This is a genomic window from Spirosoma montaniterrae, assembly GCF_001988955.1.
Classification (GTDB): Bacteria; Bacteroidota; Bacteroidia; order Cytophagales; family Spirosomataceae; genus Spirosoma; species Spirosoma montaniterrae.
Genome location: NZ_CP014263.1, coordinates 3,491,961 through 3,517,875 on the forward strand (window position 1 = coordinate 3,491,961; position 25,915 = coordinate 3,517,875).

The following is a 25,915-nucleotide window of genomic DNA, read 5'->3' on the forward strand; positions in this document are numbered from 1 at the left end:
CCTCCCCGTTAGGGAGGGGCTAAGCATAGATGCTTCAGCGGAAGTCCCTCCCTAACGGGGAGGGGTTGGGGTGGGGTGTTCCCCTTCCATTTACACGCCCTGCAACGTGCTTAGCTTGCGGTAAAAGCCCTCATCCATCAGCAATAACTCGTCGTGCCGACCACGCTCAACGATACGACCCTGATTCACAACCAAAATTTCGTCGGCATTTTGAATGGTGCTGAGCCGGTGCGCTATCACGAGTGTGGTGCGGTTAGTCATGAGCCGCGTCAGGGCTTCCTGCACTAATTTTTCCGATTCCGTATCGAGCGCGGACGTGGCTTCGTCTAAAATCAGAATTGGCGGGTTTTTCAGGATGGCGCGGGCAATGCTGATGCGCTGCCGCTGTCCGCCGGAGAGCTTGCCGCCCCGGTCGCCAATCACGGTCTGGTAGCCCTGCGGCTGGGCCATGATAAACTCGTGGGCATTGGCAATGCGGGCGGCTTCTTCTACCTGCGCGGGTGTGTTTCCGCTGCCAAATGCGATGTTGTTAAAAATGGTATCGTTGAACAGAATGCTCTCCTGCGTTACGATGCCCATCTGCGCCCGCAACGAAGCCGTTGTGCAATCGCGCAAATCAATCCCATCTAATAGAATCTGGCCCGCCGTAGGGTCGTAGAAACGTGGAATCAGGTCGGCGATGGTCGATTTGCCGCCCCCCGACGAGCCAACGAGCGCAATGGTCTTGCCTTTAGGCAGGTCGAAACTAACGTCGCGCAGCACGGGCGTATCGGCATTATAGGCAAATGATACGTTCTGAACAGAAATCCGGCTCTCGAACCCACTGATTGTTAACGCGTTAGGTTTATCCTGAATGGCCGGAACGGTATCGATCAACTCCAGTACGCGTTCGCCGGAGGCCAGCCCGCGCTGCGAACCGCTGAAGGCGTTGCTAATGTCTTTGGCGGGCCGCGTTACCTGCGAGAAAATGGCAATGTAGGCAATAAACTGCGAGGCTGTCAGGTCTGACTGGCCGCTCAATACCAACGAGCCGCCGTAGAGCAGGATGCCCGCTACAACGGCCACGCCCATTACTTCGGAGAAGGGCGAGGCCAATTCGCGCCGGTTTGCCAGCGACCGCACGGCCTGCCGATAGCCCTCGTTTTCGGCCCGAAACTTTTCTAAGATAAACCCTTCGGCCACGAAGCCTTTTACTACGCGCATCCCGCCGAAGGTTTCGTCGAGCAGACTAACCAGACCGCTAAGCCGCTGTTGCCCCGCCTGGGCGTCGCGCTTCATTCGCCGAACGAGCGCGGCAATAAACACGCCCGAAATTGGAATCACGATGATGGCGAAGAGTGTGAGTTTTACCGAAATGCTCAATAGCGCAATGATGTAGCCTATAAGCAAAAAGACTTCTTTGGAAGCCGCCGAAAGCGTATTGGCAATGGAATTTTCAACTTCCTGCACGTCGGTAGTGATGCGCGAGATGAGGTTCCCCTTACGTTCGTTCGAGAAAAAACCGAGGTGCAAATTAATGGTTCGGGCGAATACGGCTTCGCGCAGCCGCGCCACCATCCGCGCTTTAAACAACTCCAACTGCCTGACCGACAAATACTTGAACAGGTTCGCCAGTAATACCGACACCACTATTACCACACACATAAACCGCAGTGCGCCAATCTTTCCCGACGACTGAAATACCAGCGCAAAATAGTACCGAAAGACGTCCATCGGCGACGTATCGAGCGAAAGCGTCGGCGCGGGCTGACTGAGCAGTTTTTGCATTTCAGCCGGGCTAACCTGATCGAAGAGAATACTAAGCAGCGGAATCAGTAGGGTAAAATTCAGCACGCCAAACACCGACGCCAGCAACGACGTTACGACGAACGGCGTCAGGAACCGGCCCAGTGGTTTAGCAAAAGATAATAAACGAAGGTATGTTTTCATTAACACAAAGGTAATCTGAACTATCAGAACCGGTATAGCTCCCAATATTGCCCCGCTACGGCGTCCCAGCGAAACCCGGCGGCCCGTTTCTGCATTCGCTGCTGCCGGAGCGGGTTCAGCGAAAAGTCCTGTACCCCGTCGTACACGGTCTGGGCCATGTGTTCCGGCTCGAAATTATCAAAGTAATACGCTTCTTTACCACCCACTTCGGGCAGGCTCGTTAGCCGCGACACAAACACGGGCTTGCCAAACGTCATGGCCTCGGCAACGGGCAGACCAAACCCTTCGGACAGCGACGGAAACAAAAAGGCGTCACAGTTCGCGTATAGCCAGCTTTTGGTGGCTTCATTAACCACGCCGGGCATCAGTAGCCGGTCGGCAATGCCGAGATTTTGCGCCTGCTCGCGGATGTGCTGTGCATAAGCGTGACCATCGGGACCAGCCAGCACTAACCGATAATCGGGAAAAGCTTCGAGCAAGGGCAACAGCGTATGCACGTTCTTTTTGGGGTGGATAACGCCAAGAAACAGGAAGAAGGGCGAAAGAGCGAAAGAGTCAAAAAGCGGCAGGGCGGGCGGGCTGACGGGGGTTTGGGTGGGGTCGATGGCGACGCCGTTCGGAATAACGTGCAGCGGCACATTCGGCGGGATGGTCAGGTGCGTTCGCACATCCGAGGCCGTGTAGTCGGAGATAGTCGTTAGTACCGACGCGCGGTCGACTTTACGTTGTAACGCCGTTCGTTTGCGGGCTTTTTTGGCTTCCGGGTAGTCGGTTCGGGCCAGAAAATTCAGGTCGTGAATGGTCAGAATCAGCTTTCCCTGCCCCGGACGCGGCAAATAATCCGAATCCTGATGCAGGCAGTGCCACACGTCAAACTGTCCGGGTATCCAAACCTTCCGCAGCCACGAGGCTTCGAGATACGCCACTTCGTTGCCAAACACGCCTGTCTCACCTTTTGGCACTAAAAACGTGATATGCCACGGTTCGCCGTCGCGACCATTGGGACGTTGGCGAACGAGTTCATGACCGAGGTGCAAACAAACCTGCCCCAGACCACTATTCCGGTCACGCAGACGTTCGGCATCAATAAAAAGCGTTGGCATACCGGCAAAGATACGGTTCTTTGTAGCACAAAGGCAGCGGATAATTAGCCACGCCACCGTGGCCCGCGTATGTATTGACGCTCCTTCCTGTTGACAAATAATTCTGCTAAGTATCCCTTATCAATCAGGATTTTGATATCATTTCGGGCTGTTTGCCCCGACACGGCAAGTCGCATCTGTACTTCTTTTGCAGACAAGGTAGCATGGGAATTTTCCTCTAACCATCGCACAATTTCAGCCTGCCGGGGCGACAAACCTTCATTGACCTGAAGCGTAAGCAGTTGTCGCTTTTCGGCGTTTTTCCGCGCTATGTATTTCTTTAATTCATCGTAAGCTTTACTGAGCGTTTTAACCTGATACAACACAAAATAAGTCAGGTCGTTTTCATCAATTTCTGTGTATTGAAAAGCCCGGTAATACTGGCTTCGCGACTGCATAATGACCCGCGAAATTGACAGATACTCGGTCAACCAATAGCCCTTTCGCAACAGATACCAATAAAACAAAGCACGAGCAGTTCGACCATTGCCGTCTGTGAATGGGTGAAAATAACCAATCAGAAAATGAATAATGCTCGCCCTAACCACCGGATGTACAAAAAAATCGGGCGTTTCATCGTTGAAAAGACGGCACAAATCCGTCACAAAAGTTCCCATCTTGGTATATGAAGGTGGGGTATGGATAACGTCACCCTCGACGGCATCCACTACGTAAATAGTATCGTTTGTTCGCAACTGCCCCGCTTCTTCAGGTTTCTCCATCGTGTCAGCAATCATAAGCCGATGCAATGCCAGCAGCGAGTCGAGCGTTAACGGCTCGTTTTTAGTTTTAACAATGTGCTGAATCGTCAGGTAATTATTGACAATCATCCGCTCAGAAACAGTACGAGGTGGTCGATTCTTTCGTAGCATATCTTTAGCCACTACCCGCGACGTTACCGCGCCTTCTATCTGACTCGATGCGATTGATTCTTCCATGATCGACCCCACCAGATACCGGTGTTTATCCGTTTCGGGAATAGTCTCCTGACCACCCAGCGACCCGCCTAAGTTCAGGTCGAACTCGTGCAGGTATTGCTGAAGTGAATCTGTATTGGTAAAGTAAAAACCTTCTCCTGCCAATTCAAGATACCGTCTATCCCGAAGTCTGTCATGCTTAACAATAGACCATAAAATAGCTGGGTCGATGAGCGTTTTATATTTCTCAGGTACTTTGTATTTTATTTTATCCCAGTATAAATAGTCTTCATTTATTCGCCGGATAACGCCTTCCTGATACAAAGCCATGTAAGCATCCCAACCCTTATTATTTATAATGTTTCGTGTAAATTCCGAGTGCGATTTATAAGATGGTGCTTGTTCTATTTTCTTCATACGATTGTCTAATATTGTCAAAATTTGACAATATTAGACAATATTTACTGGATTCTCCCGAATAAAGCGCACAACCCGTTCGGCCCATTCTTCGCCTTTGTCTTCCTGGACGAAATGACCACCGGGCGAGAGCGTCACGTGCGATTGCCCCTGCGCGCCGGGAATCAATTTTTGTAACACGCGATCTCCTCCGGCAGTGATGGGGTCGCGGTCGCTGAAGCAGGTCAGGAATGGTTTCTGCCACTGCATCAGCACCTGCCACGCAGCCCGGTTGGCGGGGGCAGCGGGGTCGTCGGGCGATGTCGGCACGAGTTTGGGGAAAATGCGCGAGGCCGCTTTGTAGGTTTCGTCGGGGAAAGGCGCATCGTAGGCAGCAATGACGTCGGCGGGGAGTTTCGTGACGCAGCCCATACGAATCAGGCTACCAATAGGCAGCGACGCAATGGTTTGCGAAAAAGCCTGCCATTGCAAAAACGCTTCAGACGGTGGCTGATCGCCCGTAGGCAGGCCGGTGTTCGAGGCTGTGATACGCACAAAACGGTCGGAGTTTTCAGCCGCCAGCCGTAACCCAAGTAACCCGCCCCAGTCCTGACAAACAAGCGTGATATGCTGCAAATCAAGCGTTTTGATGAACATCGTCAGCCAGTCGATGTGACTTTGATAACTGTAGGCATCCTGTTCCAGAAGCTTATCTGATTTTCCAAAACCAATCAGGTCGGGTGCAATGACGCGGTAGCCCGCCCCGGCCACCATTGGAATCATATTGCGGTACAGATACGACCAGGTCGGTTCGCCATGCAGCATCAGCACGGTTTCAGTTGAGTCGCGCGGCCCTTCGTCTACGTAATGCATTCGTAGCTGCCGTGGATACGCGCCATCCCCAACCGATACGTAATTTGGCGCAAACGGATAACCGGGCAAGTTCGCAAAGCGGGTTTCGGGAGTTTGTAGGATGGTCATTGACTGTGATTCGTCGGATTCTGCGGACCGACTTTGATTTTTAGTTTGGCAGCAAAAATTCAGAAGAAATCAAGGCAATCTACTGAATCCGACGAATCACAGTTGATATTTGCACTATGATTTTACAGAACGATTTGTTGCTGCGCACGGCGCGGGGCGAACTGACCGAGCGGGTGCCGGTGTGGATGATGCGGCAGGCCGGGCGCGTACTGAGCGAATACCGGGCCGTTCGGGAGCGGGCGGGCAATTTTATTACGCTCGCAAAAACGCCCGAATTGGCCGCCGAAGTGACCATTCAGCCCGTCGACGCGTTCGGCGTCGATGCCGCTATTATCTTCTCCGATATTCTGGTAGTGCCCGAAGCAATGGGCCTGCCTTACGAAATGGTTGAAGCACGCGGGCCGGTTTTCCCCGATACGGTACGCACCATGACCGACCTCAGCCGCCTGCGCGTAGCCGACGCCGAAAGCGATTTGGGCTACGTACTCGATGCTATTCGGCTGACTAAAAGAGAGTTGACGGTGGGACCGGCCTCCCGGCGGGTGCCGCTCATTGGCTTTGCGGGTGCACCGTTCACCATTTTCTGCTACATGACCGAGGGCAAAGGCTCGAAAACATTTTCGGTAGCTAAAAAACTGCTATATACCGATCCTGCTTTTGCGCACGCGCTCCTGCAACAGATCACCGATAGCACCATTTCGTATCTGAAAGCACAGGTGCGGGCCGGGGTCGATTTAGTGCAATTGTTCGATTCGTGGGCGGGCATTTTGTCGCCGGAGCAGTACCGCACGTTTTCGCTGCCCTACATCAAACAGATTTGCGACGCGCTGGGCAATGAAGCCCAAGACGGCGTAGTCGATCAGGCAACGGTGCCGGTTACGGTATTTGCCAAAGGCGCGTTTTTTGCCCGGCACGACATTGGGCAGCTCAATTGCCAGGTGGTGGGCCTCGACTGGAACATGGACCCGCGCGAATCCCGCGAACTCATTCCCAACAAAGTGCTACAGGGCAACCTCGACCCCTGCGCCCTTTACGGCGATTTCGCGCAGATTCGGGCCGAAGTGAAGCAGATGTTGAGTGCGTTCGGGCATCAACACTACATTGCCAACCTCGGGCACGGCATCTACCCCGACATCGACCGCGACAAAGCCCGGTGTTTTGTGGATGCAGTGAAAGAGTTTGGAAGCTAATCCGTTAACTCGAACTCAACTTTTACGGCAACCGCGTACCGAAATACCTGCGTCACCATTGCCATCTGCCGAAATGCGTCGTTATCGTAATTGACGGGATTTTGCTGGGCATTCAGGCGGTTCTGGTCTCGGTACGCGTAAAAGCCCTCATTCTCGCTTGTATCGCTGATACGCACCACGCGTTTGATGCTACGCTGCGTAGCTTTGGCTAACTGGGTGGCTTTCTCCTGCGCCCGCGCTAACGCCTTGTCTAAAAGCCTGTTTTCAACCTCACGTTGGTTACTGACTGAAAACACTGCCGATAAATCTGTGAAGCCGTTGGCTGTCAGCAATTGCTGAGCCTGATTGAACTGGCTAAGGTCATTAAATTTGAGCAGCACCCGCTGGTATGTGGTGAACCGATCACCCGCCTGTCCACGCAAGTACGTTTGTCCTTTGCGTCCGAGTGGCTCCAGAAACCGGATGTTCTGCGCTGGAATCTTTTGCTGATTCAGCAAACTCGTCAACCGTTGCTGGGCCTGCTGATGTTCCTGAAAAGCCAGTTTCACATCCCGTTCATCGCTGAATGACAAATTGACCGTGAGCGTGACCTGATTGGCGGGTACGTCTTCAAAGGCATCGCCCAGCACCAGAATACGGTTGTCGACTGGCTGAGACATTACCGATGTGAGACTGATCGCAATGAATATAATGCCTAAAAAAAGAGTACGCACAAAGCGCGTTTGAGTACGAATATATAGCATGATTTTACGGTTTGATAGCCGTTTTAGTTACATAACGTTAGGCAGCTTCTGATGATATGCTGCCTGTCAAATAATATCAACTTTTCTTCATATAACTAATCGAAGCAGGCAGAGTAGACACACAGCCCCCTACCCTTCTTCTGTTTAATCCGTTATGATCCGTATGCGTTTTTCTATTCTGGTTCTCGCTTTTTTATCATGGCTTGTCTGCCCCTACACACAGGCCCAAACCCCGAATACGCTTTCGGCTCAGGAAAAGAAAGAGGGCTGGAAACTGCTGTTCAACGGCCAAAACACGGCGGGCTGGCGCAAATACAACGCCGGTCGAACACCCGTTGGGTCGTCGTGGCGCGTCGATCAGGGGGCATTGAACCTCAACGTTCCGACCCGCGCCGGAAACAAAGCACCCGATGGGGGCGACCTCGTGACCGATGCCGTGATTACCGGCGATTTTGAGTTTAAAGCCGACTGGAAAGTGGAGCGGTTTACCAACAGCGGCATTTTTTTCTTCGTGCAGGAAGAGCCGACGTATAAAAACGTGTATGATACCGGTCTGGAGCTTCAAGTACTCGACGATGCCATTTACGAAGGGGCTGCCGAAAACAAACACCGGGCCGGCGATTTCTTCGGCGTTGCCAACGCCCGCGTTCGGGAGTTGCAGCCCGTGGGTAGCTGGAACAAGCTGCACGTTATTTACCGAAAAAACACACTGACGGTTATGCTCAACGGCTTCACAATTCAGGAGCACGACCTGACTGGCTCTGACTGGAAACAGCGTTTATCGGCCAGCAAATTAAAAGATGCCCCCATTAGCAAAGGTAAATTTACGGGCCGCATCGGTTTGCAGGACTGGGGCAGCAGCGTCTGGTTCCGTACTATTAAACTGCGGAAGTTGTGATGCGTTTGCCAAAATCACACCAGCCGAAGCGTCGGCATGATCTGAAGATAGCTTTGTGAGCGCGAGCGTTACCCCCCGCCCTGAAGAAGGCACCGTGTTCACTTCAGCAGTCCCGTCTCCATTGCTTCCTGCCGGAGTAATGCCTTGTTTATCGGCACGACACCAACCGATTCGCAAACTAATCCCCCGCCGAGGTTCGACAGACCGGCTACGACGGCGGGCGGCTGACGCAGAGCCACGCAACAGGCCGCAATACTGATAACCGTATCGCCCGCGCCCGACACGTCGGCAATCTGCCGGAGGTGTGCCGGTAGTTTCAGCGATTCGCCGTTGTAGTCGATGAATACGCCCCGTTCGGAGAGCGTGATGAGTGCGCCGTTCAGAGCTAACTCGCGTTTGAGCGTATCGACAGCCGCCCGAAATTCGGCAGCATTATCGACGTCGAAATCAAGTTTCAGCCCCTCACGCAATTCTTTCAGATTAGGCTTGAACAGCGTTACGTTTTTATATGACAAAAAATTACGCTTCTTCGGGTCAACCACCGTCGGCACGTTTTGTGCATTGGCAAAGGCCGTAATATCGGCGATAGCTTCCTGGCTTAGTACGCCTTTGTCGTAATCTTCGAAAATAACGACGTGGCAGGTTGGAATCAATTCTTTTGCCTTTTCAATAAGCTTCGTCCGCTCATCGGCAGTGATGTATTTGTCGGTTTCGGTATCGACCCGCACCACTTGCTGCGATCCGGCAATGATGCGTTCTTTGATGGTGGTGATGCGGTCGTCGCTGCGAATCAGACCGTCGCAGTTCAGGTTACGGTCGCCGAGTTCCTGCACCAGCAAATCGCCGGGCGCGTCGGTGCCGATAACTGAGCAGATGATGGCTTCGGCCCCCAGTGCCTGTACGTTGAGCAGCACGTTACCAGCTCCACCCAACCGCCGTTCGCGCCTGACTACGTTCACCACCGGCACGGGAGCTTCGGGCGAGATGCGGTCTACCCGCCCCCACACGTAGGAGTCGAGCATAACATCGCCGATGATTAAAACACGTAGCTTATCAAATTCACGAAATAGTTCGTCGATGGACAAGTCAAGAACAGGAGCCATGTTATTGAATGATTGAATGAGTGAATAATTGAATGATGAGACTGACCTAATTCAATCATTCACTCATTCAACCATTCAAAATCTGGTGCAAAGAAACGAAAGACACGTCCGAAATCCGAAGCGATAGGGCAAGTTTGAGGAAACGGAGACACATTCTACCCGTATCGGGTGAATCGCTTCTTTACCAAAGAGATGTTGTTACACAGAGATGCGCTGAGAAAAAGAGATACCCAGAGATTGATGTAAAAGGCACTCTATGAACCTTGCTGATTGCTCTGCGAATCTCTATGTAACAACCTGTTCTCCAAACCATCTATACTCTACCAGCCCGCAATTAAATTCAGGAGCCAGTCGGGTTTAAGAAAGAGCAGAACGATAGAAAACGCCAGCGCAACGGCCAGATACCCCCCCCCTCCGATGGCTCGAACCGGCTCCGGCTGTTCGGGCTGAAGGGGCCGGAAGAATAACAAAAATGGTATTTTCAGGTAATACACGAGCGAAATCAGCGCATTCAGAATACCCAGTGCAAATAAGGCCAGCAGCCACGGATTGCCCTGTTGCTGCCAGGCATCATACAAAGCTGAAAATGAGAGTAGTTTAGCCGTAAAACCCACCGTTGGCGGCAGGCCGGTCAGTCCGAGCATCGTAACGGTCAGCGCAACCGACAGCAGCGGCTGTTTAGGCCCTAATCCGGCAAAGTTGCGAATCAAAATACCGTCGTCGGCTGCGTTGGCCGGGTTTGTCCGCGCTAATAAATCAATCAGAAAAAAGGCCGCCAGCGACAAAAACAGGTAGGTTCCAGCATAGAACAGCACAGCCTCAAAACCTGCTTCGTTCAGAGCCACCACCCCTACCAGCAGAAAACCCGCGTGGGCAATGGTCGAATAAGCCAGCAGCCGTTTGGCATCCGTCTGACGCAGGGCCGACAAATTACCGATGAACATTCCTGCCAGTGCCAGCACGGCCAACGGCGTTTGCAACCCCACCACCGACGCCCCCACCGACTCGACGGGCAGGGATGTAACGACGCGCATCAGCACCAGCACGGCAGCGGCTTTGGGGCCGACCGAAAAAAACGCGGCCACCGGCACGGGCGCGGCTTCGTAAGCATCGGGCGTCCAGACGTGAAACGGTACGCCGGCCAGTTTAAACAACAGCCCCGCACTCGTCAGCAACACGGCCACTACCGCCACCGCCGACTCCTGCCGGGCCAGTTCGATTCCAAACGCGTCGGCAGTAAGGTCGAGCGTACCGGTCATGCCATACAGCAACGACATGCCATAGAGCATAATGGCTGAACTTACCGCCCCAAACAACAGGTATTTAATACCGCCTTCCGATGCTTTCCGACTGGCTGTCAGGGCCGTGAGCAGATACGAACAAATCGACACCAGTTCAACGCTTAAATAGATACTAAGCAGATTGACCGAGATCGTCATCAAAAACAGCCCCAGCGTCATAGCCACCAGCAGGGCGTACCATTCGGAGGGCAGTCTGCCCTCTCCCTCACCCCCGGCCCCTCTCCCAGAGGGAGAGGGGGGAAAGCCATCAGAGCGTTTTGCACCCCTCTCCCAGAGGGAGAGGGGCCGGGGTGAGGGAGGAGCCACTCATATGCCACCACCAGCGTAGCCGCCAGCGCAATCACAACCTGCATGTACAGTGCCTGATTATCGACAAACAGCAGCCGCATAAACAGGTAGCCGCGCCAGGGCAACACCACCGCCCACACCCCGCAACCAGCAGCATCAACAGACACAGCATCGCCAGCGTTCGACGAGCTTGGTTCTGCGAACTACGCAACAACAGCAATTCGGCCACCAGCAGCCCGCAGAAAGCTACCGATAACCAAATTACCGGGCCAAATCCGCCGAGACTGCCGAGAATGTCGCGAAGTTGATCGAGGAGAGACAAATTAGTGATGAGTGATGAGTGATGAGTGATGAGTGATGAGTGATGAGTGATGAGTGATAAGTGATGAGTGGGCTGGCGCAGAAATACTCATCACTTATCGCTCATCACTCATCACTATATTAAACGATACCATCCCGGCCTGGCTGGCCTTCGTAGCTACGGAGTTGTACGGGCGGCTGGGTTTTACGCAGGCGGATGTTGAGGAACTCAACCAGCAGTGAGAAGGCGATGGCGAAGTAAAGATAGCCTTTTGGTACTGAGCCAACTGGCTGGTTAAATACGATCACTTCGGAGAGGTGTGCGCCCTCGGCCACGAGCATGAAACCGATCATAATCAGGAATGCCAGACCGAGCATCTGAATGGTTGGGTGTTCGTTCACGAAACGGCCCACCGGCCCGGCGAAAAACATCATGACTACCACCGACAGAATAACCGCAATCATCATTACCGTCACGTTTTGCGTCAGGCCAATGGCCGTCAGAATCGAGTCGATGGAAAAGACGATGTTGGTGATGGCAATCTGGGTCACTACACTACTGATAGTGGTTTTGCCTTTGACTGGCCCGGCGGCTGGGTCTTCGGGTACGCCTTCGAGTTTGTGGTGAATCTCCGACGTGGCTTTGTAGAGCAGAAACAGCCCCCCGGCAAACAGAATCAGGCTTTGGCCCGTCAGCGCGGCTTTGAACCAGCCTGAGTCGACGTGCGTGAAGGGCTTGCTGAGCGAAATCACGAACGAAATGCCCATCAGCAGCAGCAGGCGGAACGCCATAGCCAGAATCAAACCGATGTTACGGGCCTTCGCCTGGTCTTCGCGGGCCAGTTTGTTGGCCGCAATGGAGATGAAAATAATGTTGTCGATACCCAGAACGATTTCCAGGAACGTCAGGGTCAACAGGCTGATAATGGATTCAGCAGTAAAAAGCTCGCTCATACAATAAACAAAAGGTTGCACAAAACTACCGGCTGCGGACCGGGTGTGCAACCCTTTGTTCAGGAAACAACTGCTAAGCCGTACAAATGGTTGGCCGATGGCCTGAACGGTTATCGAACCGACTCGTCTGGTTTCGCTACTTCATCGGCGGCTTTGCGGAAGGTGCTGCGTTTGCTGGCAAGGCTGTTACCGTCTTTAATCACCCGTGCGGCCCCCACCGGAATCAGTTCATCGTTCGGGTCGGTCTTGCTTTTCATCAGCAGCGTTGTGTAAAAATCCTTGATGCCGTCGGCGGTCACTTCGCCCGAAAAAATACGCACCTGCTTGGCCGTAGCCGACCCCGATTTCAAATCGATTTCGGCGAAGAAGGTAAACTTGTTGCCATTCCCCGAAATAAACCCGCCAATGCCTGACCCGGTTGTGCTGGTTCCGGTTTTCAGATCGACTTTTGCCGACTGGTCGGCGTTGTTCTGTGCCGAAAAGCGTAATACCAGGTCCGTGAACGTGTCGCCCACTTTGTAGCTATCGCCATCATACGGGCTGACCAGCGTGTGTGGTGCCGATATGAAGACGCCTTCGATGTTGGGCGGCTGCGAACCTTCGTTGATGAGCATCCCGCGCGACCGCAGTTTATTGATGTCATCCTCCGAGATAATATTCTGAATGTTGTTCGAGAAGCCCTTCGTGGGGTCAACCTCGTCTCTTTTGCAACCGCTCAGGCTGAGCAGGCATAGGGCCGTAACGGCCAGTAATGAACGCAATGATGTGAACATGATAGGAATCGATTTATAGAGTTCACCAGCTTGGTCGTCTGAGTAGCAGATGAAAGAAACACGCATTGAGCAAACGGTCGACTGCTACGAGCATCATTACTTCGAGTAATAGCATTCGTAGAAAGAAACTGCCAGTTCCTGATTAATTTAGGACCCGCATTAATTCGTGACCGCGTGAACGACCCGAACCTTACCCCCTCTACGCTCAATTCCGACGAGCAGCAAAAACTCCACGACCTAACCACCCAAAGCTGGAATCTCGAATTAGTGATTTCGGGGGCGGCTCTGTTCGCGACGCTCCAGATTCCCGCCCTGCTGAACGAGGGGTTCGATTATTTTCAGTACAACCTCCTGAGCCATACGTCGGGAGCGCGGGGTGTGTTCCCGGTGCTGGTTCTGAGTATGATAAAAGCTACCTGTTATGTACTGTTTCTGGCCTTCCTGGTCAACTTTGTAATGCGGGCGTTTTGGGTGGGGCTGGTAGGTCTGCTGGCCGTGTATCCGGCAGGCGTTCAGTACGACCGGCTTCCGCTCTCAACGCCTTCATCCCGCAAGCGCATGGCCGACGAACTGGGGCCACTCGACCGCTATATTCTCCAGCTCGACCGGCGGTGCAACGTGGTGTTTGCCGTAGCTTTTCTGTTGGTTATTTTCCTTTTTCTGATAGCAACAGCCTATGTGTTTCTTCTGGGAGGCTATTCGGTTCTACAGGCGTTTGTTCCAGTTTCTGTTCTGAATGGAATCAAAATAGCGTCTCAGATAGCGTATGGCGTTTTTATGCTGACGGTGCTGTTGGTAATGATTAAAAAGGTGCGTGAACATCCCATTGGCGAGAAGGTTCATGGTGCAATGATGAGCGGGGGTAAACTGGCCTATCTGGGCATGTACAAACCTTATTTGTTTATTTACAACACGTTCTCCAGCAACATACCCCGAAAACAGCTTACCCAATATGCATCGGGCGTGGTGCTCGTGCTGTTTGCGTTTATTGTCGTGGAGGTATCTTCCGATGTAGGACGCATCAGGCAGGGAGCCAGCCTTATCAACCAGCGTCACCTGTTTTCGACCCGCGTGGATAGCCTTCTGTTCGACCCAAACAGTTATGACAATCAGCGCGACCCCAGCATGTTCGTAAGCGCGGCCTCTGTACAGGCCGACGTTATCCGTGACCCCTACGTGCGGCTGTATGTCGCTTATCCCAAAGCTCTCGATACACTGCTGACTGAAGCAGCGAAAGAACCCATCTGGAACGATAGTCTCTCGCTTGAGGAAGGGCGTCGGCGACGGGCCGAGTGGAGCCACAGCCAGATTGGTCAACTGCTCCAAATCCACGTCAACGACTCGCTTTACAAACAACCCGATTTTCTGTTTACCGAATTAGGCGAACACCAACAGCGCGGCTGGCAAACGGTGCTCATACCGACCAACCTGAAAACAGGCAAAAACCTGATTCGTGTCAGTGTGAAAACCACGGTACCCAACCATCCTGAAGAATTAGCCGCCATTCCGTTCTGGTACGTGCCAGAGAAGTAGGCACCCCACCCCCGTCCCCTCCCCGGAAGGGAGGGGTGAAGCCTGAAAAGCTTCGCGTTACTCACCCCTCCCTTCTGGGGAGGGGTATCACTTATGCCGTATCTCAATCAGCACCGGCACAATACTGGCTGAGATGCCGGATTTCACGGCAAACGCAATCTGCTCATCTTCGTATTTCACCTCGTCGGGCTGTACCAACTGATCGCCCAGTACCTCATTGATGCGTTTGTCTATCGGGCCGCGTTTACGGTCGAGTGCTTTAATCAGGCCGTCGGGATTGAGCGGGCGTTTGGCGAACAGAATCAAGAGGTAATCGCTGGTTTTCGAGCTTTCGATGACTACCGACGTTTTTTCGCCGGGATACACAATCGTGGTGTTTGGCCCCAGCAGTGGGCTGGTGAGGTCGTCGAACGGAAAAAGTTTGTCAAAATCGCCCCGCTTATTCACGGTCAGGGCATAGACGTATGCGTTCTCGGAGTTGGTCAGGTAAAACTTAAAGCGGGTGCCGCTGGGGTAGATAGTAGTTGTTCGATACGCCCGCAGCGTAGTTGGGGCGGCTTCGTCGGCTTCTACTTTTAGTGTCCGCATCGCCTGCCGCGACATGGCCATCGTGGCTCCGTCGTTAAGCCGTAACTCTGCCGAACCCCGGCGCGTATCAGGCCGGACGCCCGTGTTCAGCACCACCGACGTGGGCGTAGTTGCCGACGCCGTAACGGGTTCAGGAGCCGATGCCGTTGCGGTGCTATAGACCTGAAATGCATTCAGCACAAACTTGCCGAAATAGCTGTAGGGTATCCAGCAAAAGCCTTTTTCGCCCCATTTGGTGTTCCAGCTATTCACAATCCGAAATGCCCCGCCGTATTGTTTGTCGCTGTAGCCGATGACACAAATAGCCTGGTTATACAGCGCGTCGCTTATTTTTTCATTTGGCGCGGGTTCCCAAACGGCCCGCACTTCCTCGAACGACAGCGGAGCACCAATGCCCACCACCACGGGGTTGCCTTCTGACAGGGCTTTTTTCACGGCCAGCACTTTCTGATCGGCAGGAGCATTGGCGGCAAACAACTGCTGGTAGTCGCCGATGCGAAATTTGGCGGCTTCCTGCACCGCGTTGGCCGGAATTTTGGGCGCACACTGTGGATACGACAAGGTTCGCAAACGCGGCACACCATCAACTTTCAGCACGTCGAGCGCTTCTTCGATGGTGCCGCCCTCCTGGCAGTTTACGTCTTTGGGGTCGCGGATTTTGTCGTACACAAACGTCGGCGAAAAACGGGCCTGATCGAGTTGGGCCTTCTGGGTCATGTTCTGTTCGCGGCCTTCCATGATGGTTCGCAGGTAGTAGGCCGTAGCGAAGGCCACCGATGTTTCCTGTTTACCCTGATCGCCCACGCTGGGGCAGAAGGCTTCATACGACACCTCGGCGGGCAAATTGGCAAACGAGCGCGTTGCCAGCGGGGCTTTGGTCAACACCGTCAGCGAGCGCGTCCGGTTAATTTTCAGCCCACCGGTGTATTTGCGGGCGGGCGGCTCCTGTGCGTTGGCCGTTAGCCATACCGACAGCGCTATGAGGAAAAGGGTTGGTTTCATGATGTTATTCTTTTTCTAACTTCACACTTACTGGTTTTTTTAGCTGGATACTGAGCGCACTGCCACCCGTTGCGCCCACGTCGAGACCGGGCGTGTTGGCCTGCACCCGGAATGTCATCAGGCCATCGTTCGTATCAATCTGGTCTTCAGCAGTGGTTTTGTCGGTGTAGTTGACGCGCCAGGGCGTTCGTTCGGGCACCGATAAGCCTACGATTTTGTAGCCGGGCGGGGCCGTGTACACCTCCCGACGGTCGGTTACTTTGGCGAGCGTACCGGCGTTGGCTCCGCCCGTCTCGAAATACACGGCCAGCATCACCTGCTTTTCTTTCACAATCATGAACTGTACCGACGCGTTGACTTCGGGGTTATTCCGGCCAAACTCACCACTGCCACTAATCAGCAACGGCTTGAACGGCCCGAACAACCCGGCATTGATGACCGGCCCCACAGGCGCGGCAGGTTTGGCTCCTCCCCCAGCGGCAGCGGGCGGTTTGGGTGGCGCAGGTGCCGACGCCACCCGCTCTATATCATCCCCGGTTCGGGCAAGAGCCGCCAGCAGTTCGGCTTTTTTGGCGTCTAACTGGAGTTTCTGGGCGTTGAGTTGCTTCAGGTCGTCGTTGCCGTTCTTGCGGGCGTTTTCATACTCACCAGCCAGTTGCCGGTAGCTGTTGGTGACAACCACAAACAGCACGTTCGGAAACTGCTGATCGAGGGCCGTAGTGGTCGTGAAAAAGTTGCGTAACCAATTGTCGGTCAGCGGTGCGCCCTGCTCCACGCTCGTCAGCATTTTGTCGGTTCCGGTCAGTTGTCGGCGGTAGGTCACCATCTCCTGCACGGTCTGGTGCTGCTGCACGGTGGTGAGTTGCGGAATCAGCACTACCGACAGCCAGCAACAGGCTGTAATGAGCAGCAAAAGGGCCGCATACAGCCCCAGAAACTGGCTCCATCGGCGGGTTCGTTCGGCGTGGTTAAGTGGTTTCATGTTTGTTAGTGATGAGCGATGAGTGATGAACGATGAGTATTTTTAGTGATGAATGTTTCTCGCGTCAGCTACTCATCACTCATCGTTCATCACTCATCACTATTGTTGCGCTGCTTTGATGGCTCGCATACTTTCGAGGCTCGACTGCTTCAGCATGAGTTGGGTTTCCAAACTTTGTATATCGGTTTTCAGCGTGGCAATCTGGTCGGTGAGTTGTTCTTTGGCGTCGGCCTGGGTTTGGCGGTCGCTGGCTTGCAATGCCACAATGCCGAGCATTTTGTTATAGTTGCGGCCCGTAGTCTGGGTCAGCAGCCGAAACACGCTGTCGGCCTTGTAGCCCTTTTCCATGCGCCCGATAGCCTCTTCCTGTTTGAAACGCAGGGCCGAAAACTCGCTGGGTTTTTCGGCAGGGTCAGTTTTTTTCAACTGCTGGTGCAGACTGTCGGCCTGCGCCACGTCGCCCAGAAACAGGTCTTCCTGCTCTACCGACGTAGCCTTGCCCCTGCCCGACCGACCGCCAAACTGACTGTGCATGAGCGCACCGATGCTGCCCGCCAGCAACAGGGTGATTATCAGAAATTTGAGTAGTGACGTGTTCATATCCTTTGAGTTAAAAGTGAAAAGTGAAGAGTGAAAAGTGCTATTACCACTCTTCATTTTTCACTTTTAACTTTTCATTTCTTATTTCCCCCAGAAACTAATCTTGTTCGCGGGCTTGGGCGCGGGGGTGTCCTGCCGGTCTACGAAGAATTCGTCTTTGTCTTTCTCGACGTAATTCAACTGGCTCAGTTTACCATACAAGGCAATTACGACGTCGCACAGCCGCCCGATAGCCGCCAGCAATGGCTGACAATCGGCATGGTTGTATTCCAGATCGAGTACGTCCTGCATGGCGGTTTCAAACTGCACGGGGCTGATGCCGCACCAGTTCTTGAAGTAGTTGAACATGGCCTCTTTCTCGCGGTCGGGCGTACTCCGAATCATGAGCGTAAGCGACCGGGCAAACCGCATCCCGAACTCGGCCACCAGCACCGGCGATTCCTGACTGCCCCGTAACTGAAAGCTGTCGAGGTTGTCGGCAATGGTGCGGATGGTAGCCTCGGCCAGATAACCGATGGTTGTTGCCAGCAGGTTGGCCTGCCCGGAGCGGGCGTTGGTTCGCACCCGCACCACAATGGCCGTAGCATAACTCACGATCTCGCCCATGCGGCTCCCGATGCTCAGGTACTGCTGCTGCATGGCCGGCAAAACGCCCACCATACGGCAGGGCGGCAGATACTCCGCCGACAAACTGAACACCCCGTTCGCCAATGTCAATCGACCCACCGGCACATGATAAGCCGCTGACAACGCCCCCGCCAGTGCCGATTCTGGCACCGCACTTAGCCGATAGGCAGGCATTACGAACGGGTAACGCAGCGGCACCTCGTCGGGGTCGGGCTGACCGTAGGGTTGCGGTTCAAACGGATTGACGCTGACCACCGCATAGCCCACCGACTGTCCCAGCCGGGTCCACTCGTCGCGGGCATCGCTGAGAGGCAATCGCAACGCAGGCTGGGCCGCGTCGAGTTCGATGCGTGCTCCGCCCGGTGTGATGGCCCGGCACACGCTCAGGGTTAGTTCCTGCCCGTCGCAACTAAGCACGAGAGGGCTGGCATTGCCGGGTGTGGGTGGCAGCAAGCCATAGTTCAGGTTGTTGAGCAGCAGCCCGCCCAGATCGCGGAGGGAATCGTGCAGCGCGTTGTCGTGGCAGACCAGGTGCGTCCGGCCTATTTTCATGCCGTCGGCCCAGTATACCGGCCAGTGGGTTCGTTCGGGGAGCATAGACGTGGGAGTTATTCGGTACTGACGAAACTGCGGGCAATGATGGTGTCGTTGGCGCGGATGCCGTTGCGGGTCAGGGTCAGGGCGGGGTCGAGAAACTGTTTTCGCAACCCGCCCCACTGCGATTTATAAAAGACCCAGCCCAGCAAACTGCCTTCATGATTATGTTCGTGATACAGAATGGGTTGTTCTGGATTTTCTTCGTTGTTGTGCGAATAAATCATGTAATGGAACAGGTCGTGCAGCGTCCGGTCGATGGGGGCTTTCACGGTGTAGCTCGCCATATCGGGCGTGCCAGGCTGTTTTGTTACCCGGAAGTTGAGCCGAACGGTATCGTTCAGTTCAATGAGCGGCACGGCCCGGTCGACCGGATAGAACCATTTGCGGTACACGCGGGGCGGAATCGCGAGCCAGGCGTTGTAGGCATACACGAACAGCACCGGCAGCAGAAACGGCAGCAACCCCCAGGCTAATGCCGGCAGAAAGCGGTCGGCCCGTTGCAGCGTCTGGAACAACCCCGTGAACGCGCCCGCAATCAGCAGCAACATGGCACCGGCCAGCAGCAGTTCGGTCCAGAAACCGCCTTCCATGGCATAGCCAAACACGCGCCGGGATGCCAGCAGATGTGCCACACCCAGCAGCAGGGCCAACACTTCAATCCAGTAAAACACAGTTACAAGCGATTCGGAGCGCGAAAAAGCCGCGCCCAGCCCGGCAGCAATGGCAAGGGCCGCAACCCCGTACATCGCCAGTTTTTTCGTAAAAATTTCCTTCGCCGAGTGGCGCATCGCCAGCCCGATCAGGCACAGCACGGCTATGACGAAGTACAGCGAAACAGTTAAGATGACGTCGGTTTTCATAGAGTTCTCAGCATAAAACTTGCCCCCTTTGTCGCAATCTGGCCTGAATGCACAAACGCTGATTGATGGAACGGTCAACCGGCGAGGGCGGTGGTCAGGCCAAGCCGCCCGGCGGTAGGGTCGTCAGACAGGCAAAAGCCGTTGGATTCGGGTAAAACGTGCAGGTGCCAGTCGGCGTCGGCAGGAAACAGGTAGCCCGCCAGCATCGCTACGTGTTTGCGGGCGATACCACCGGGCAGGTAGGCAGGCAGTTGCCGGGCCGACAGCGGGCCGATACGAATATCGATTTGTCCCCCATCGTCGGGCAGGCTGGGCGGGGGCAGCACCCAATCGAAACCGAGCCGGGTGTTGCCTAACCGGGCTGGTTGCCAGTTCGTGGACGTCGATTCGGCAGGTCGTTGGTTTCGGTGTTGCAGCGTTACGGGTACGCCCAGAAACCGGCTGAAATAAACCGCCGTTCGGGGCCAGTTTCCCACCGTCTGATGGGCATTGGTCCAGATTGCCAGCAGGCAGGCTCGTTGCAGGTCGGGTAGCCCCTCGGCGGCTTCGCCCAGCAGATAATTATAGAGTTCGGTCCAGACGGGGCCGGTAATTTGGGTTAGGCTTTCGTTTTCCTGCGCTTCGATCTGCACCCGCTGCCGCCAGCTTTCCTGCTCGAAGGGTTGCCAGAACAGCCGACTGTCGCGCTCTTCCTGCCGCAGCCGTCGCGACTCATCGACTAATGCCTGCGCTCCGTCGCGCCGTTGGCGGGGTGGGTGCAGAATGCCTTCGGGCAGCATGTCGTACAACCCTTCCCGGCTCACATCGACCTGCAAAACCGGCGCAGTCAATTCATCCGCCCGAGCATCGGTCTCCAAGCCAGGTCCTGGAACCGCTGCGCTGCTATCGAGCACGTCGGGGCTAAACGGGCGACTGAACAGGCTGCGTAACCGCACGAGCCAGATGCGTTTTTGCCGGGCCAGCCACACCTCGGCCCGCACGTCGAACAGCAGGTTTTTTTTCATGGTACGGTGGAGTTTACGTCAGCCGGAAACACGCGCAGCGGCAGCACCCCCGCCCATTGCCCATCGAGCAGCGCGGCCACCTCCCGGCAAAGCTGGGCCTGTTCGTCGGGTAGCAGCCGCGCTCCGGGCCGGAACGACAGCCGCACGTCGAGGGTTCGGGTTAGCCCCTGACGCGGGTCGGTTGGCACCGTTACACCTTTCTGCACCGTCACGTCGGCGATGGCATCGGGATACAGACTCAGCGCAATGGCCCGGATGTCTTCGACCGTAAGCGCGCGGCCCCGCGTCAGCAACGCCCGCCGAAACACCGGCAAACTCCCCGACGGATCGAGCCGGGCCGCACCGCCCACCAACGGACTGAGTAGCTGCATTCCCTCGCGCCGAAACAACACGGCCTGCGTATCGATGCGGGTACCGCCGGGCAATCGGTTAGCCCGCTCCGCCGACGTAGCCCAGTAATTGACAAATAGCGTACCGTTGGCCGGAGCATTGTTGATGACTAAAAATGGCGTTGGATCGGCGGCTGTGTTGGCGTTGGGCAGGTTTTGCCGGATGCGTTGCAGGATGCGCCGAATGTCTTCGACCTGCGTTTGCAGACTATCCTGCCCCAACCCTACAAACGCTACGCTTTCGTCACGCAGTTGATCGGCCATGTGGTTCACGAGTGCGTAAGCATCACGAGCATCGAAGCGACCAACGCCCTGTTGCCGCACGGCGAAGGTTCGGGCCTCGGTAGCGTCGGCACTCGTCTCGGTAAACGGTCGGTAGGTGTTACCGTCGCTGTCGGTCACGTCGGCAATGTCGAGCAAAGGCCGGTCGGTAGTCAGCGGAAACACGTTGAACAAACCTGACAGCCGAAACGTGGCCCGCACAAGCTGGCGATTCAGCACCGGGAAGGCGTTCAGCACGCAGTCGGTACGGGTCAGCGTATCGGTTCCAAACACAGGCGGCAGTTCCACCCGTAGCCAGGTCATGGGCGGCAGACCGGGTAGTACGGTCTCGAAGGCATTGGCGAGGGGGGCAGGGGTAGGCAACCCCGGCTGACCAGCCAATCCTGCGCCCGTCAGCGTGATAAACTGCGACCGATAATAGCGTAAAGCGTGCTGCTCAATCGTGCGGATGAGTTCGGTGGGTGCATCGTCGGGCAGGGGGCCGTAGCCGGTTGTGAACGGCAGCGGGCGGTCGCCCACGAACCAGCGGCTCTGGGCCATTGCCTGCGCGTATTGCTGAGCGTTGGGCAGGTTTTTCCAGTCGAAATAAAACCGGAGCGCATCCACGCCGGGCGAGCCCGCGTCGAGCGTGGACTCGCCGGGTAGTGGTGCGCCTAACATCTCCAGACCAATCCAGAGCGTGTAGTCGGGCAGTCGGCGGTGGGGCGGAGCCTGCCCAATGGGTAGCCGGTTCTGATAGTCGTCGAACCGCCAAAGCTGGGTGCCAGCCGCCAGACACGTCACGCGCCCATTGACCAACGGAAACCGGCCAGCCGCCGACAGCCCTACCTCCTCGCCCGTTTGCGGATGCCGGGCCGTGAGCGCGTCTTCGCGCCGAACCTCGGCGGTAAGGTCGAGCGCCTGCGCCGTCATGATTGCGTGGGCCGGGCGCGGGCCGGTCACTACTTCGGGTAGCAGCAACTGCACGAGCCGCTCAAGAATGCGTCCCCGCGATTCGTGTACGGCCTGATACACCCGCTCCGACTCGGTAGCGAGCGCACCCACAAGCAAATCGACCAGCGGATCGAAAGCCGTGGTGTCCATCTGCGCGTCGGTATAGCCCCACTGACGAGCGGCCTCGCGGAGCATTCGACTTTTGATTTGTTCGCGGGTATCGAGCATTGTCGTGTGAGTTAACCTCACCCCAACCCCTCTCCTGAAACCAGGAGAGGGGCTAATGGACCCGGATGGGCTGGCCCCTCTCCTGGTTTCAGAAGAGGGGTTGGGGTGAGGTGAATTTTAATTATTTCGCCTGAGGTCGGTAGACCCAGATGCGGCCTGTGACGGTAACGCTGCTGTTACCGACGGAACCGGAGCGCAGAAAAAGCCGGTTGCGCTGCACCCGCCGACTGCCGCCCACGTTCGACTCGAAAACCTGGATGGTTCCGTCTGAGTTGATTGTGTCGATAATGGCCGTATGGTGCGGGCGTTCCTGCCACTCGGTACTGGTTTCGCTGCTCAGGTCGTAGCGGTAGTCGCGGAATTGCACGATGTCGCCGGGGCGGGCATCGGCTGCATTGACTTCTTCGCCCCAGACATAATCGGCGTCTTCGGTCACGTTATCGGCACCCATGATGTCGTTCGAGGTGCGGGCACCGGCGTTGCGGAGGGCCGTTTCGACCAGCGTCCAGCATTCGCCGTTGCCAACCTGCTGCCCGCGCCGATTTCGGGCAAATGTTCGGATGTTGTCGCCTATTCCGGGCATGGTTTTTCGGGTTTAGGTAGTTAGTTATTATGGCTGCTGGCTGGCTGGCGCGAGGGAGACGCAAAGGGTTGCGTCTCTACGCCGGATGGTCAATTTGTAGAGACGCAACCCCTTGCGTCTCCACCTGCGCCAGCCAGCAATTTTGCGTCTCCACATGCGCCAACCTTTCGCTACACCTTGTTTGCTCTCGTATTACTGCGTGGCTACCGGGCTGAAATAAATAACAAATTCCTGCTCCGGCAGCGACTCTTCGGTTTCAATCAGGGTGCCGCCTACTCGGATGCTCAGGCGTTTGCGTAGCCGCAGCGTGTTACCGTCGCGGTCCTGCTCCAGAGGCTCATCGACCGTGAGCGAGACGCGGGTATTGCGTAGTCGTTTTTCATACTGCCCGATGAGTTGCGTGAGCCTGATTTCGGTTTCGCTTTTCCAGGCCGTTGGGTTGCTGATGTTGGCAAAATCCTGCTCCCAGACCGTACAGCCCAATTCAGGATCGTAGCGGCACTCGCGCCGTTTGGTCATGAGCAGCAAATTGATGTGCTGCCGAATCGCGTCTATGACCGGCACCTTCGGCAACGGCTGTCGGCGCATCAGGGCCGCAACGGGCGTTTCGAGCGAGTAGAAGTTCATAGTATTAGCCGCCAATCAGTACAGTGATGCAGCCGGGGGGCGCGATGGTGCCGCCATGCGCGGTAGTGTCGCCAACGCGGGCGGCTGGCTTGCCGCCGATAAACACCGTAGCCGACCCTTTCAGGATTGTATCGGGTGGGCCAACGCAGGTACACATGTTCCCCATCGTAGCGGCTGGCAACCCGCCAATCAGTACCGTCGGTACGCCGGGGGGCAGAATTGGCCCGCCTACGTGCGGCACGGGCGGCAGGCCCGGCGTTACCATCGGGCAAATGTGCATATCGCCCATCCGGGCGGCTGGCTGTCCCATTGTCTCGTTAGTTTATTTTGACGGGCATTCCGCTCAGGCTGGCGACGGCAGATGAACTCAAATCGAGCGACGCATCGGCAGAGACCGCCGTAATTTTTCCTTTAACCGTAGCCTTCACATCGGCAGATACCAACACCTCGGCACCAGTCAGAATGGCTTCGCTCGTGCCTGATAATCGTATTTTACTCTGGGCTTCGGCAAACAAACTGCTGTTGGCTTCCAGCTTAATCTGCTCCGATTTAGCGTTCAGTTCGTCCTCAGCTTCTACATTAATTTTCTTGGCCTTCATGTTGATTGTTCCGGCCTGAAGGTTCAGCGTTCCCTGCGTTTTTACGCTGATATGCGTACCGTCGAGCGAAAGCTGGATGTGGTTTTTCTTGTCTTTGTTATACAGGCTGATTTCTTCCTTGCCCGCTTCGTCGTTGATGATGATGTGGTTGCCACCTTTGGTGATAATCGCTTTGTAATTATTCTGGTCTGAATAAAAAGCGTTCATCTTCGTGTCTTTGTGATAGGTCACACCAGCCACGAGCGGGCGGGCGGGGTCGTCGTTCTCGAAGCTGACCATAACCAGCGAATTGCGTTCAGGCACGAAATAATGCCCCTGATCGGCGTGGGCCGTGTAGGATGTCAATACCCGAATCCAAGGCGACGATTCATCGTCCTTTTGCGCCAGTTGCCAGAAAAACAGCACCCGTACCCGGCCCAGGTGTTCGGGGTCGTCGTTGTGCGTTACCTTCGCCAATTGCGTGGTAGCGCGGGGTCTGTAAAAGCCCGGATTGGCCCGAAACTCGACCCCCGCCGGAACAGCCTCGAACCGGTTGCTGTAACCTCCACCCAAATTGGCCTCGTGGCTGATGCTGGTGATGCGATACCGCCCGTAACTCTGCGGCTGCGAACCCGGCTGACTGCTGCGTTCTCTAATATCGATCACCGACCCAACTTTCAGCCCGATAACATTGCACGAGCCGCTGAAAATGACCGCGTTGGCAACAGATGCTTTCTTGGCGTAGCTGACCTGCTGCCGGGCTTCGGCATCGGTCCAGACGGGCAGGGGCGGATGGTCGAACAGCCGTTCGGCGTAGAGTTGCTCGGCTTTGTCGATCAGAAACTGCCCATAATCGCCTAAACCCGTTACCGACACTGCCGCCGAATGACTGCGGGCCTGCTGGTTCTGGATGTAGTTGAAATCATCGAAGTAAAACTCGCCACCGGGCAAATCCATCCGCATGTCGAACGCGCTGATGTCGTCGCCGTAGCGCAGGTCGATGGGTGTCGTGTTGCTTACATCGCCAAAGACTACGCGTTCGCCGTCGTAGAAAAACCAGTTGCCGGTCGCTGCCGCCAGCCGGTGCAGAAAGTTATAGCTGCTTTCATCGAACTTCACCACATATTGCTCCGTCTGATTGTTGCGGGGCGACACGTTCGGGCGCAGCAACGCTGTATCATATTCGTCCAAAACCGTTTTAACAATGTCGCTGTGGTTTTTCTGGTGGAAGGCCGCATAGCGGCTTCCCTGCTCCAGCAGAATCGATGCGCTGAACCCCCGAATTACCACCGCACTGCCACTGACCGACTGTTTGGAGAGATACAGTTGCGTGATAAATCCCTTAAACACAAACGGTTGCCCCGACCCCACCCGATACTGAATGGTAACGCTGATTTCTTTCCCGATAAACTCCCGCGACCGGTCGATACGCATGGCTCCCTCGCCTTCGACCTGCTCGATGGGTACGCTCAGTTCGAAGGTATGGTGCCGGTCGATCCACTGCTGGATGCTGATCCGCTGGAAGATCGTGACGCGGGTGCCACCAATATCGATGCGAACGTCGGAGAGGTTGTTCATGATTTCTCA

General features: G+C 55.4%; 24 protein-coding genes. 3 read left to right on the forward strand and 21 right to left on the reverse strand.

The features are described from left to right. Positions 1 to 90: 90 nt before the first annotated feature. From AWR27_RS15145 to AWR27_RS15160, 4 genes are all read right to left on the reverse strand, one after another. A complete protein-coding gene (locus AWR27_RS15145; RefSeq protein WP_077131942.1) occupies positions 91 to 1,929 on the reverse strand; it encodes an ABC transporter ATP-binding protein in 1,839 nt (612 codons plus the stop codon). Between the two features lie 23 nt (positions 1,930 to 1,952). Then, the gene (locus AWR27_RS15150; RefSeq protein ID WP_077131943.1) at positions 1,953 to 3,032 is read right to left on the reverse strand and encodes a glycosyltransferase family 4 protein; all 1,080 of its coding nucleotides are present in this window, start codon (positions 3,030 to 3,032) and stop codon (positions 1,953 to 1,955) included. A gap of 44 nt (positions 3,033 to 3,076) precedes the next feature. Further along, on the reverse strand, positions 3,077 to 4,318 hold the full coding sequence (locus AWR27_RS15155; RefSeq protein WP_232325845.1) for a Fic family protein: 1,242 nt from the start codon (positions 4,316 to 4,318) through the stop codon (positions 3,077 to 3,079). Between the two features lie 120 nt (positions 4,319 to 4,438). After that, positions 4,439 to 5,365: a haloalkane dehalogenase gene (locus AWR27_RS15160; RefSeq protein WP_077131945.1), complete on the reverse strand. Its 927-nt coding sequence runs from the start codon at positions 5,363 to 5,365 to the stop codon at positions 4,439 to 4,441. Between the two features lie 116 nt (positions 5,366 to 5,481). Between AWR27_RS15160 and hemE the strand changes: the two genes are divergently transcribed. Beyond that, on the forward strand, positions 5,482 to 6,555 hold the full coding sequence (gene hemE, locus AWR27_RS15165; RefSeq protein WP_077131946.1) for a uroporphyrinogen decarboxylase: 1,074 nt from the start codon (positions 5,482 to 5,484) through the stop codon (positions 6,553 to 6,555). Here hemE and AWR27_RS15170 read toward each other — a convergent pair. Then, on the reverse strand, positions 6,552 to 7,214 hold the full coding sequence (locus AWR27_RS15170) for an SIMPL domain-containing protein (protein WP_198045009.1): 663 nt from the start codon (positions 7,212 to 7,214) through the stop codon (positions 6,552 to 6,554). The two genes, hemE and AWR27_RS15170, sit on opposite strands and share 4 nt — an antisense overlap. Before the next feature lie 247 nt (positions 7,215 to 7,461). Here AWR27_RS15170 and AWR27_RS15175 point away from each other — a divergent pair, with 247 nt between their 5' ends. Further along, on the forward strand, positions 7,462 to 8,196 hold the full coding sequence (locus AWR27_RS15175) for a 3-keto-disaccharide hydrolase (RefSeq protein ID WP_077134016.1): 735 nt from the start codon (positions 7,462 to 7,464) through the stop codon (positions 8,194 to 8,196). A gap of 98 nt (positions 8,197 to 8,294) precedes the next feature. On the opposite strand, the gene AWR27_RS15180 is transcribed toward AWR27_RS15175, so the two are convergent. From AWR27_RS15180 to AWR27_RS15195, 5 genes are all read right to left on the reverse strand, one after another. Beyond that, positions 8,295 to 9,299, reverse strand: a complete 1,005-nt coding sequence (locus tag AWR27_RS15180) for a bifunctional heptose 7-phosphate kinase/heptose 1-phosphate adenyltransferase (protein ID WP_077131948.1) — start codon at positions 9,297 to 9,299, stop codon at positions 8,295 to 8,297. A gap of 320 nt (positions 9,300 to 9,619) precedes the next feature. Further along, the gene (locus AWR27_RS15185) at positions 9,620 to 10,759 is read right to left on the reverse strand and encodes an NADH-quinone oxidoreductase subunit N (RefSeq protein WP_083732869.1); all 1,140 of its coding nucleotides are present in this window, start codon (positions 10,757 to 10,759) and stop codon (positions 9,620 to 9,622) included. Further along, positions 10,756 to 11,055, reverse strand: a complete 300-nt coding sequence (locus tag AWR27_RS25105; protein WP_157579229.1) for a hypothetical protein — start codon at positions 11,053 to 11,055, stop codon at positions 10,756 to 10,758. Before AWR27_RS25105 ends, AWR27_RS15185 begins: the two co-directional genes overlap by 4 nt. 274 nt (positions 11,056 to 11,329) lie before the next feature. Next, positions 11,330 to 12,142 (reverse strand): TerC family protein, encoded by an 813-nt coding sequence (locus AWR27_RS15190; RefSeq protein WP_077131949.1) that lies wholly within the window; start codon positions 12,140 to 12,142, stop codon positions 11,330 to 11,332. 110 nt (positions 12,143 to 12,252) lie between these two features. Then, positions 12,253 to 12,915: a hypothetical protein gene (locus AWR27_RS15195; RefSeq protein ID WP_157579230.1), complete on the reverse strand. Its 663-nt coding sequence runs from the start codon at positions 12,913 to 12,915 to the stop codon at positions 12,253 to 12,255. A gap of 174 nt (positions 12,916 to 13,089) precedes the next feature. On the opposite strand from AWR27_RS15195, the gene AWR27_RS15200 reads away from it, so the two are divergent. Continuing rightward, the gene (locus AWR27_RS15200; RefSeq protein ID WP_077131951.1) at positions 13,090 to 14,448 is read left to right on the forward strand and encodes a hypothetical protein; all 1,359 of its coding nucleotides are present in this window, start codon (positions 13,090 to 13,092) and stop codon (positions 14,446 to 14,448) included. A gap of 87 nt (positions 14,449 to 14,535) precedes the next feature. Here the strand turns inward: AWR27_RS15200 and AWR27_RS15205 are convergent, their stop codons facing one another. From AWR27_RS15205 to AWR27_RS15255, 11 genes are all read right to left on the reverse strand, one after another. Continuing rightward, positions 14,536 to 16,038, reverse strand: a complete 1,503-nt coding sequence (locus tag AWR27_RS15205; RefSeq protein ID WP_077131952.1) for a C1 family peptidase — start codon at positions 16,036 to 16,038, stop codon at positions 14,536 to 14,538. 4 nt (positions 16,039 to 16,042) lie between these two features. After that, a complete protein-coding gene (locus AWR27_RS15210; RefSeq protein ID WP_077131953.1) occupies positions 16,043 to 17,020 on the reverse strand; it encodes a hypothetical protein in 978 nt (325 codons plus the stop codon). A gap of 99 nt (positions 17,021 to 17,119) precedes the next feature. Beyond that, a complete protein-coding gene (locus tag AWR27_RS15215; RefSeq protein ID WP_077131954.1) occupies positions 17,120 to 17,620 on the reverse strand; it encodes a hypothetical protein in 501 nt (166 codons plus the stop codon). 81 nt (positions 17,621 to 17,701) lie between these two features. Then, entirely contained in the window at positions 17,702 to 18,844 is a 1,143-nt protein-coding gene (locus AWR27_RS15220) for a hypothetical protein (protein ID WP_077131955.1), read from the reverse strand. Between the two features lie 11 nt (positions 18,845 to 18,855). After that, a complete protein-coding gene (locus AWR27_RS15225; protein WP_077131956.1) occupies positions 18,856 to 19,704 on the reverse strand; it encodes a TssN family type VI secretion system protein in 849 nt (282 codons plus the stop codon). Between the two features lie 74 nt (positions 19,705 to 19,778). Continuing rightward, positions 19,779 to 20,708, reverse strand: a complete 930-nt coding sequence (locus tag AWR27_RS15230; protein ID WP_077131957.1) for a type VI secretion system baseplate subunit TssG — start codon at positions 20,706 to 20,708, stop codon at positions 19,779 to 19,781. Beyond that, positions 20,705 to 22,540, reverse strand: coding sequence for a type VI secretion system baseplate subunit TssF (locus AWR27_RS15235; protein ID WP_077131958.1), 1,836 nt, complete (start codon positions 22,538 to 22,540; stop codon positions 20,705 to 20,707). Before AWR27_RS15235 ends, AWR27_RS15230 begins: the two co-directional genes overlap by 4 nt. Before the next feature lie 121 nt (positions 22,541 to 22,661). Beyond that, entirely contained in the window at positions 22,662 to 23,123 is a 462-nt protein-coding gene (locus AWR27_RS15240; RefSeq protein ID WP_077131959.1) for a CHAP domain-containing protein, read from the reverse strand. 192 nt (positions 23,124 to 23,315) lie between these two features. Beyond that, positions 23,316 to 23,750, reverse strand: coding sequence for a GPW/gp25 family protein (locus tag AWR27_RS15245; RefSeq protein ID WP_077131960.1), 435 nt, complete (start codon positions 23,748 to 23,750; stop codon positions 23,316 to 23,318). 4 nt (positions 23,751 to 23,754) lie between these two features. Continuing rightward, a complete protein-coding gene (locus AWR27_RS15250; RefSeq protein WP_077131961.1) occupies positions 23,755 to 24,060 on the reverse strand; it encodes a PAAR domain-containing protein in 306 nt (101 codons plus the stop codon). Between the two features lie 7 nt (positions 24,061 to 24,067). Continuing rightward, positions 24,068 to 25,906: a type VI secretion system Vgr family protein gene (locus AWR27_RS15255; RefSeq protein WP_077131962.1), complete on the reverse strand. Its 1,839-nt coding sequence runs from the start codon at positions 25,904 to 25,906 to the stop codon at positions 24,068 to 24,070. Positions 25,907 to 25,915 lie beyond the last annotated feature (9 nt).

Coding starts and splice junctions, on each gene's coding strand:
- AWR27_RS15145 (WP_077131942.1), bottom strand. CDS start 1,929: ATGAAAACATACCTTCGTTTATTATCTTTTGCTAAACCACTGGGCCGG.
- AWR27_RS15150 (WP_077131943.1), bottom strand. CDS start 3,032: ATGCCAACGCTTTTTATTGATGCCGAACGTCTGCGTGACCGGAATAGT.
- AWR27_RS15155 (WP_232325845.1), bottom strand. CDS start 4,318: ATGGCTTTGTATCAGGAAGGCGTTATCCGGCGAATAAATGAAGACTAT.
- AWR27_RS15160 (WP_077131945.1), bottom strand. CDS start 5,365: ATGACCATCCTACAAACTCCCGAAACCCGCTTTGCGAACTTGCCCGGT.
- hemE (WP_077131946.1), top strand. CDS start 5,482: ATGATTTTACAGAACGATTTGTTGCTGCGCACGGCGCGGGGCGAACTG.
- AWR27_RS15170 (WP_198045009.1), bottom strand. CDS start 7,214: ATGTCTCAGCCAGTCGACAACCGTATTCTGGTGCTGGGCGATGCCTTT.
- AWR27_RS15175 (WP_077134016.1), top strand. CDS start 7,462: ATGCGTTTTTCTATTCTGGTTCTCGCTTTTTTATCATGGCTTGTCTGC.
- AWR27_RS15180 (WP_077131948.1), bottom strand. CDS start 9,299: ATGGCTCCTGTTCTTGACTTGTCCATCGACGAACTATTTCGTGAATTT.
- AWR27_RS15185 (WP_083732869.1), bottom strand. CDS start 10,759: ATGACGCTGGGGCTGTTTTTGATGACGATCTCGGTCAATCTGCTTAGT.
- AWR27_RS15190 (WP_077131949.1), bottom strand. CDS start 12,142: ATGAGCGAGCTTTTTACTGCTGAATCCATTATCAGCCTGTTGACCCTG.
- AWR27_RS15195 (WP_157579230.1), bottom strand. CDS start 12,915: ATGTTCACATCATTGCGTTCATTACTGGCCGTTACGGCCCTATGCCTG.
- AWR27_RS15205 (WP_077131952.1), bottom strand. CDS start 16,038: ATGAAACCAACCCTTTTCCTCATAGCGCTGTCGGTATGGCTAACGGCC.
- AWR27_RS15210 (WP_077131953.1), bottom strand. CDS start 17,020: ATGAAACCACTTAACCACGCCGAACGAACCCGCCGATGGAGCCAGTTT.
- AWR27_RS15215 (WP_077131954.1), bottom strand. CDS start 17,620: ATGAACACGTCACTACTCAAATTTCTGATAATCACCCTGTTGCTGGCG.
- AWR27_RS15220 (WP_077131955.1), bottom strand. CDS start 18,844: ATGCTCCCCGAACGAACCCACTGGCCGGTATACTGGGCCGACGGCATG.
- AWR27_RS15225 (WP_077131956.1), bottom strand. CDS start 19,704: ATGAAAACCGACGTCATCTTAACTGTTTCGCTGTACTTCGTCATAGCC.
- AWR27_RS15230 (WP_077131957.1), bottom strand. CDS start 20,708: ATGAAAAAAAACCTGCTGTTCGACGTGCGGGCCGAGGTGTGGCTGGCC.
- AWR27_RS15235 (WP_077131958.1), bottom strand. CDS start 22,540: ATGCTCGATACCCGCGAACAAATCAAAAGTCGAATGCTCCGCGAGGCC.
- AWR27_RS15240 (WP_077131959.1), bottom strand. CDS start 23,123: ATGCCCGGAATAGGCGACAACATCCGAACATTTGCCCGAAATCGGCGC.
- AWR27_RS15245 (WP_077131960.1), bottom strand. CDS start 23,750: ATGAACTTCTACTCGCTCGAAACGCCCGTTGCGGCCCTGATGCGCCGA.
- AWR27_RS15250 (WP_077131961.1), bottom strand. CDS start 24,060: ATGGGACAGCCAGCCGCCCGGATGGGCGATATGCACATTTGCCCGATG.
- AWR27_RS15255 (WP_077131962.1), bottom strand. CDS start 25,906: ATGAACAACCTCTCCGACGTTCGCATCGATATTGGTGGCACCCGCGTC.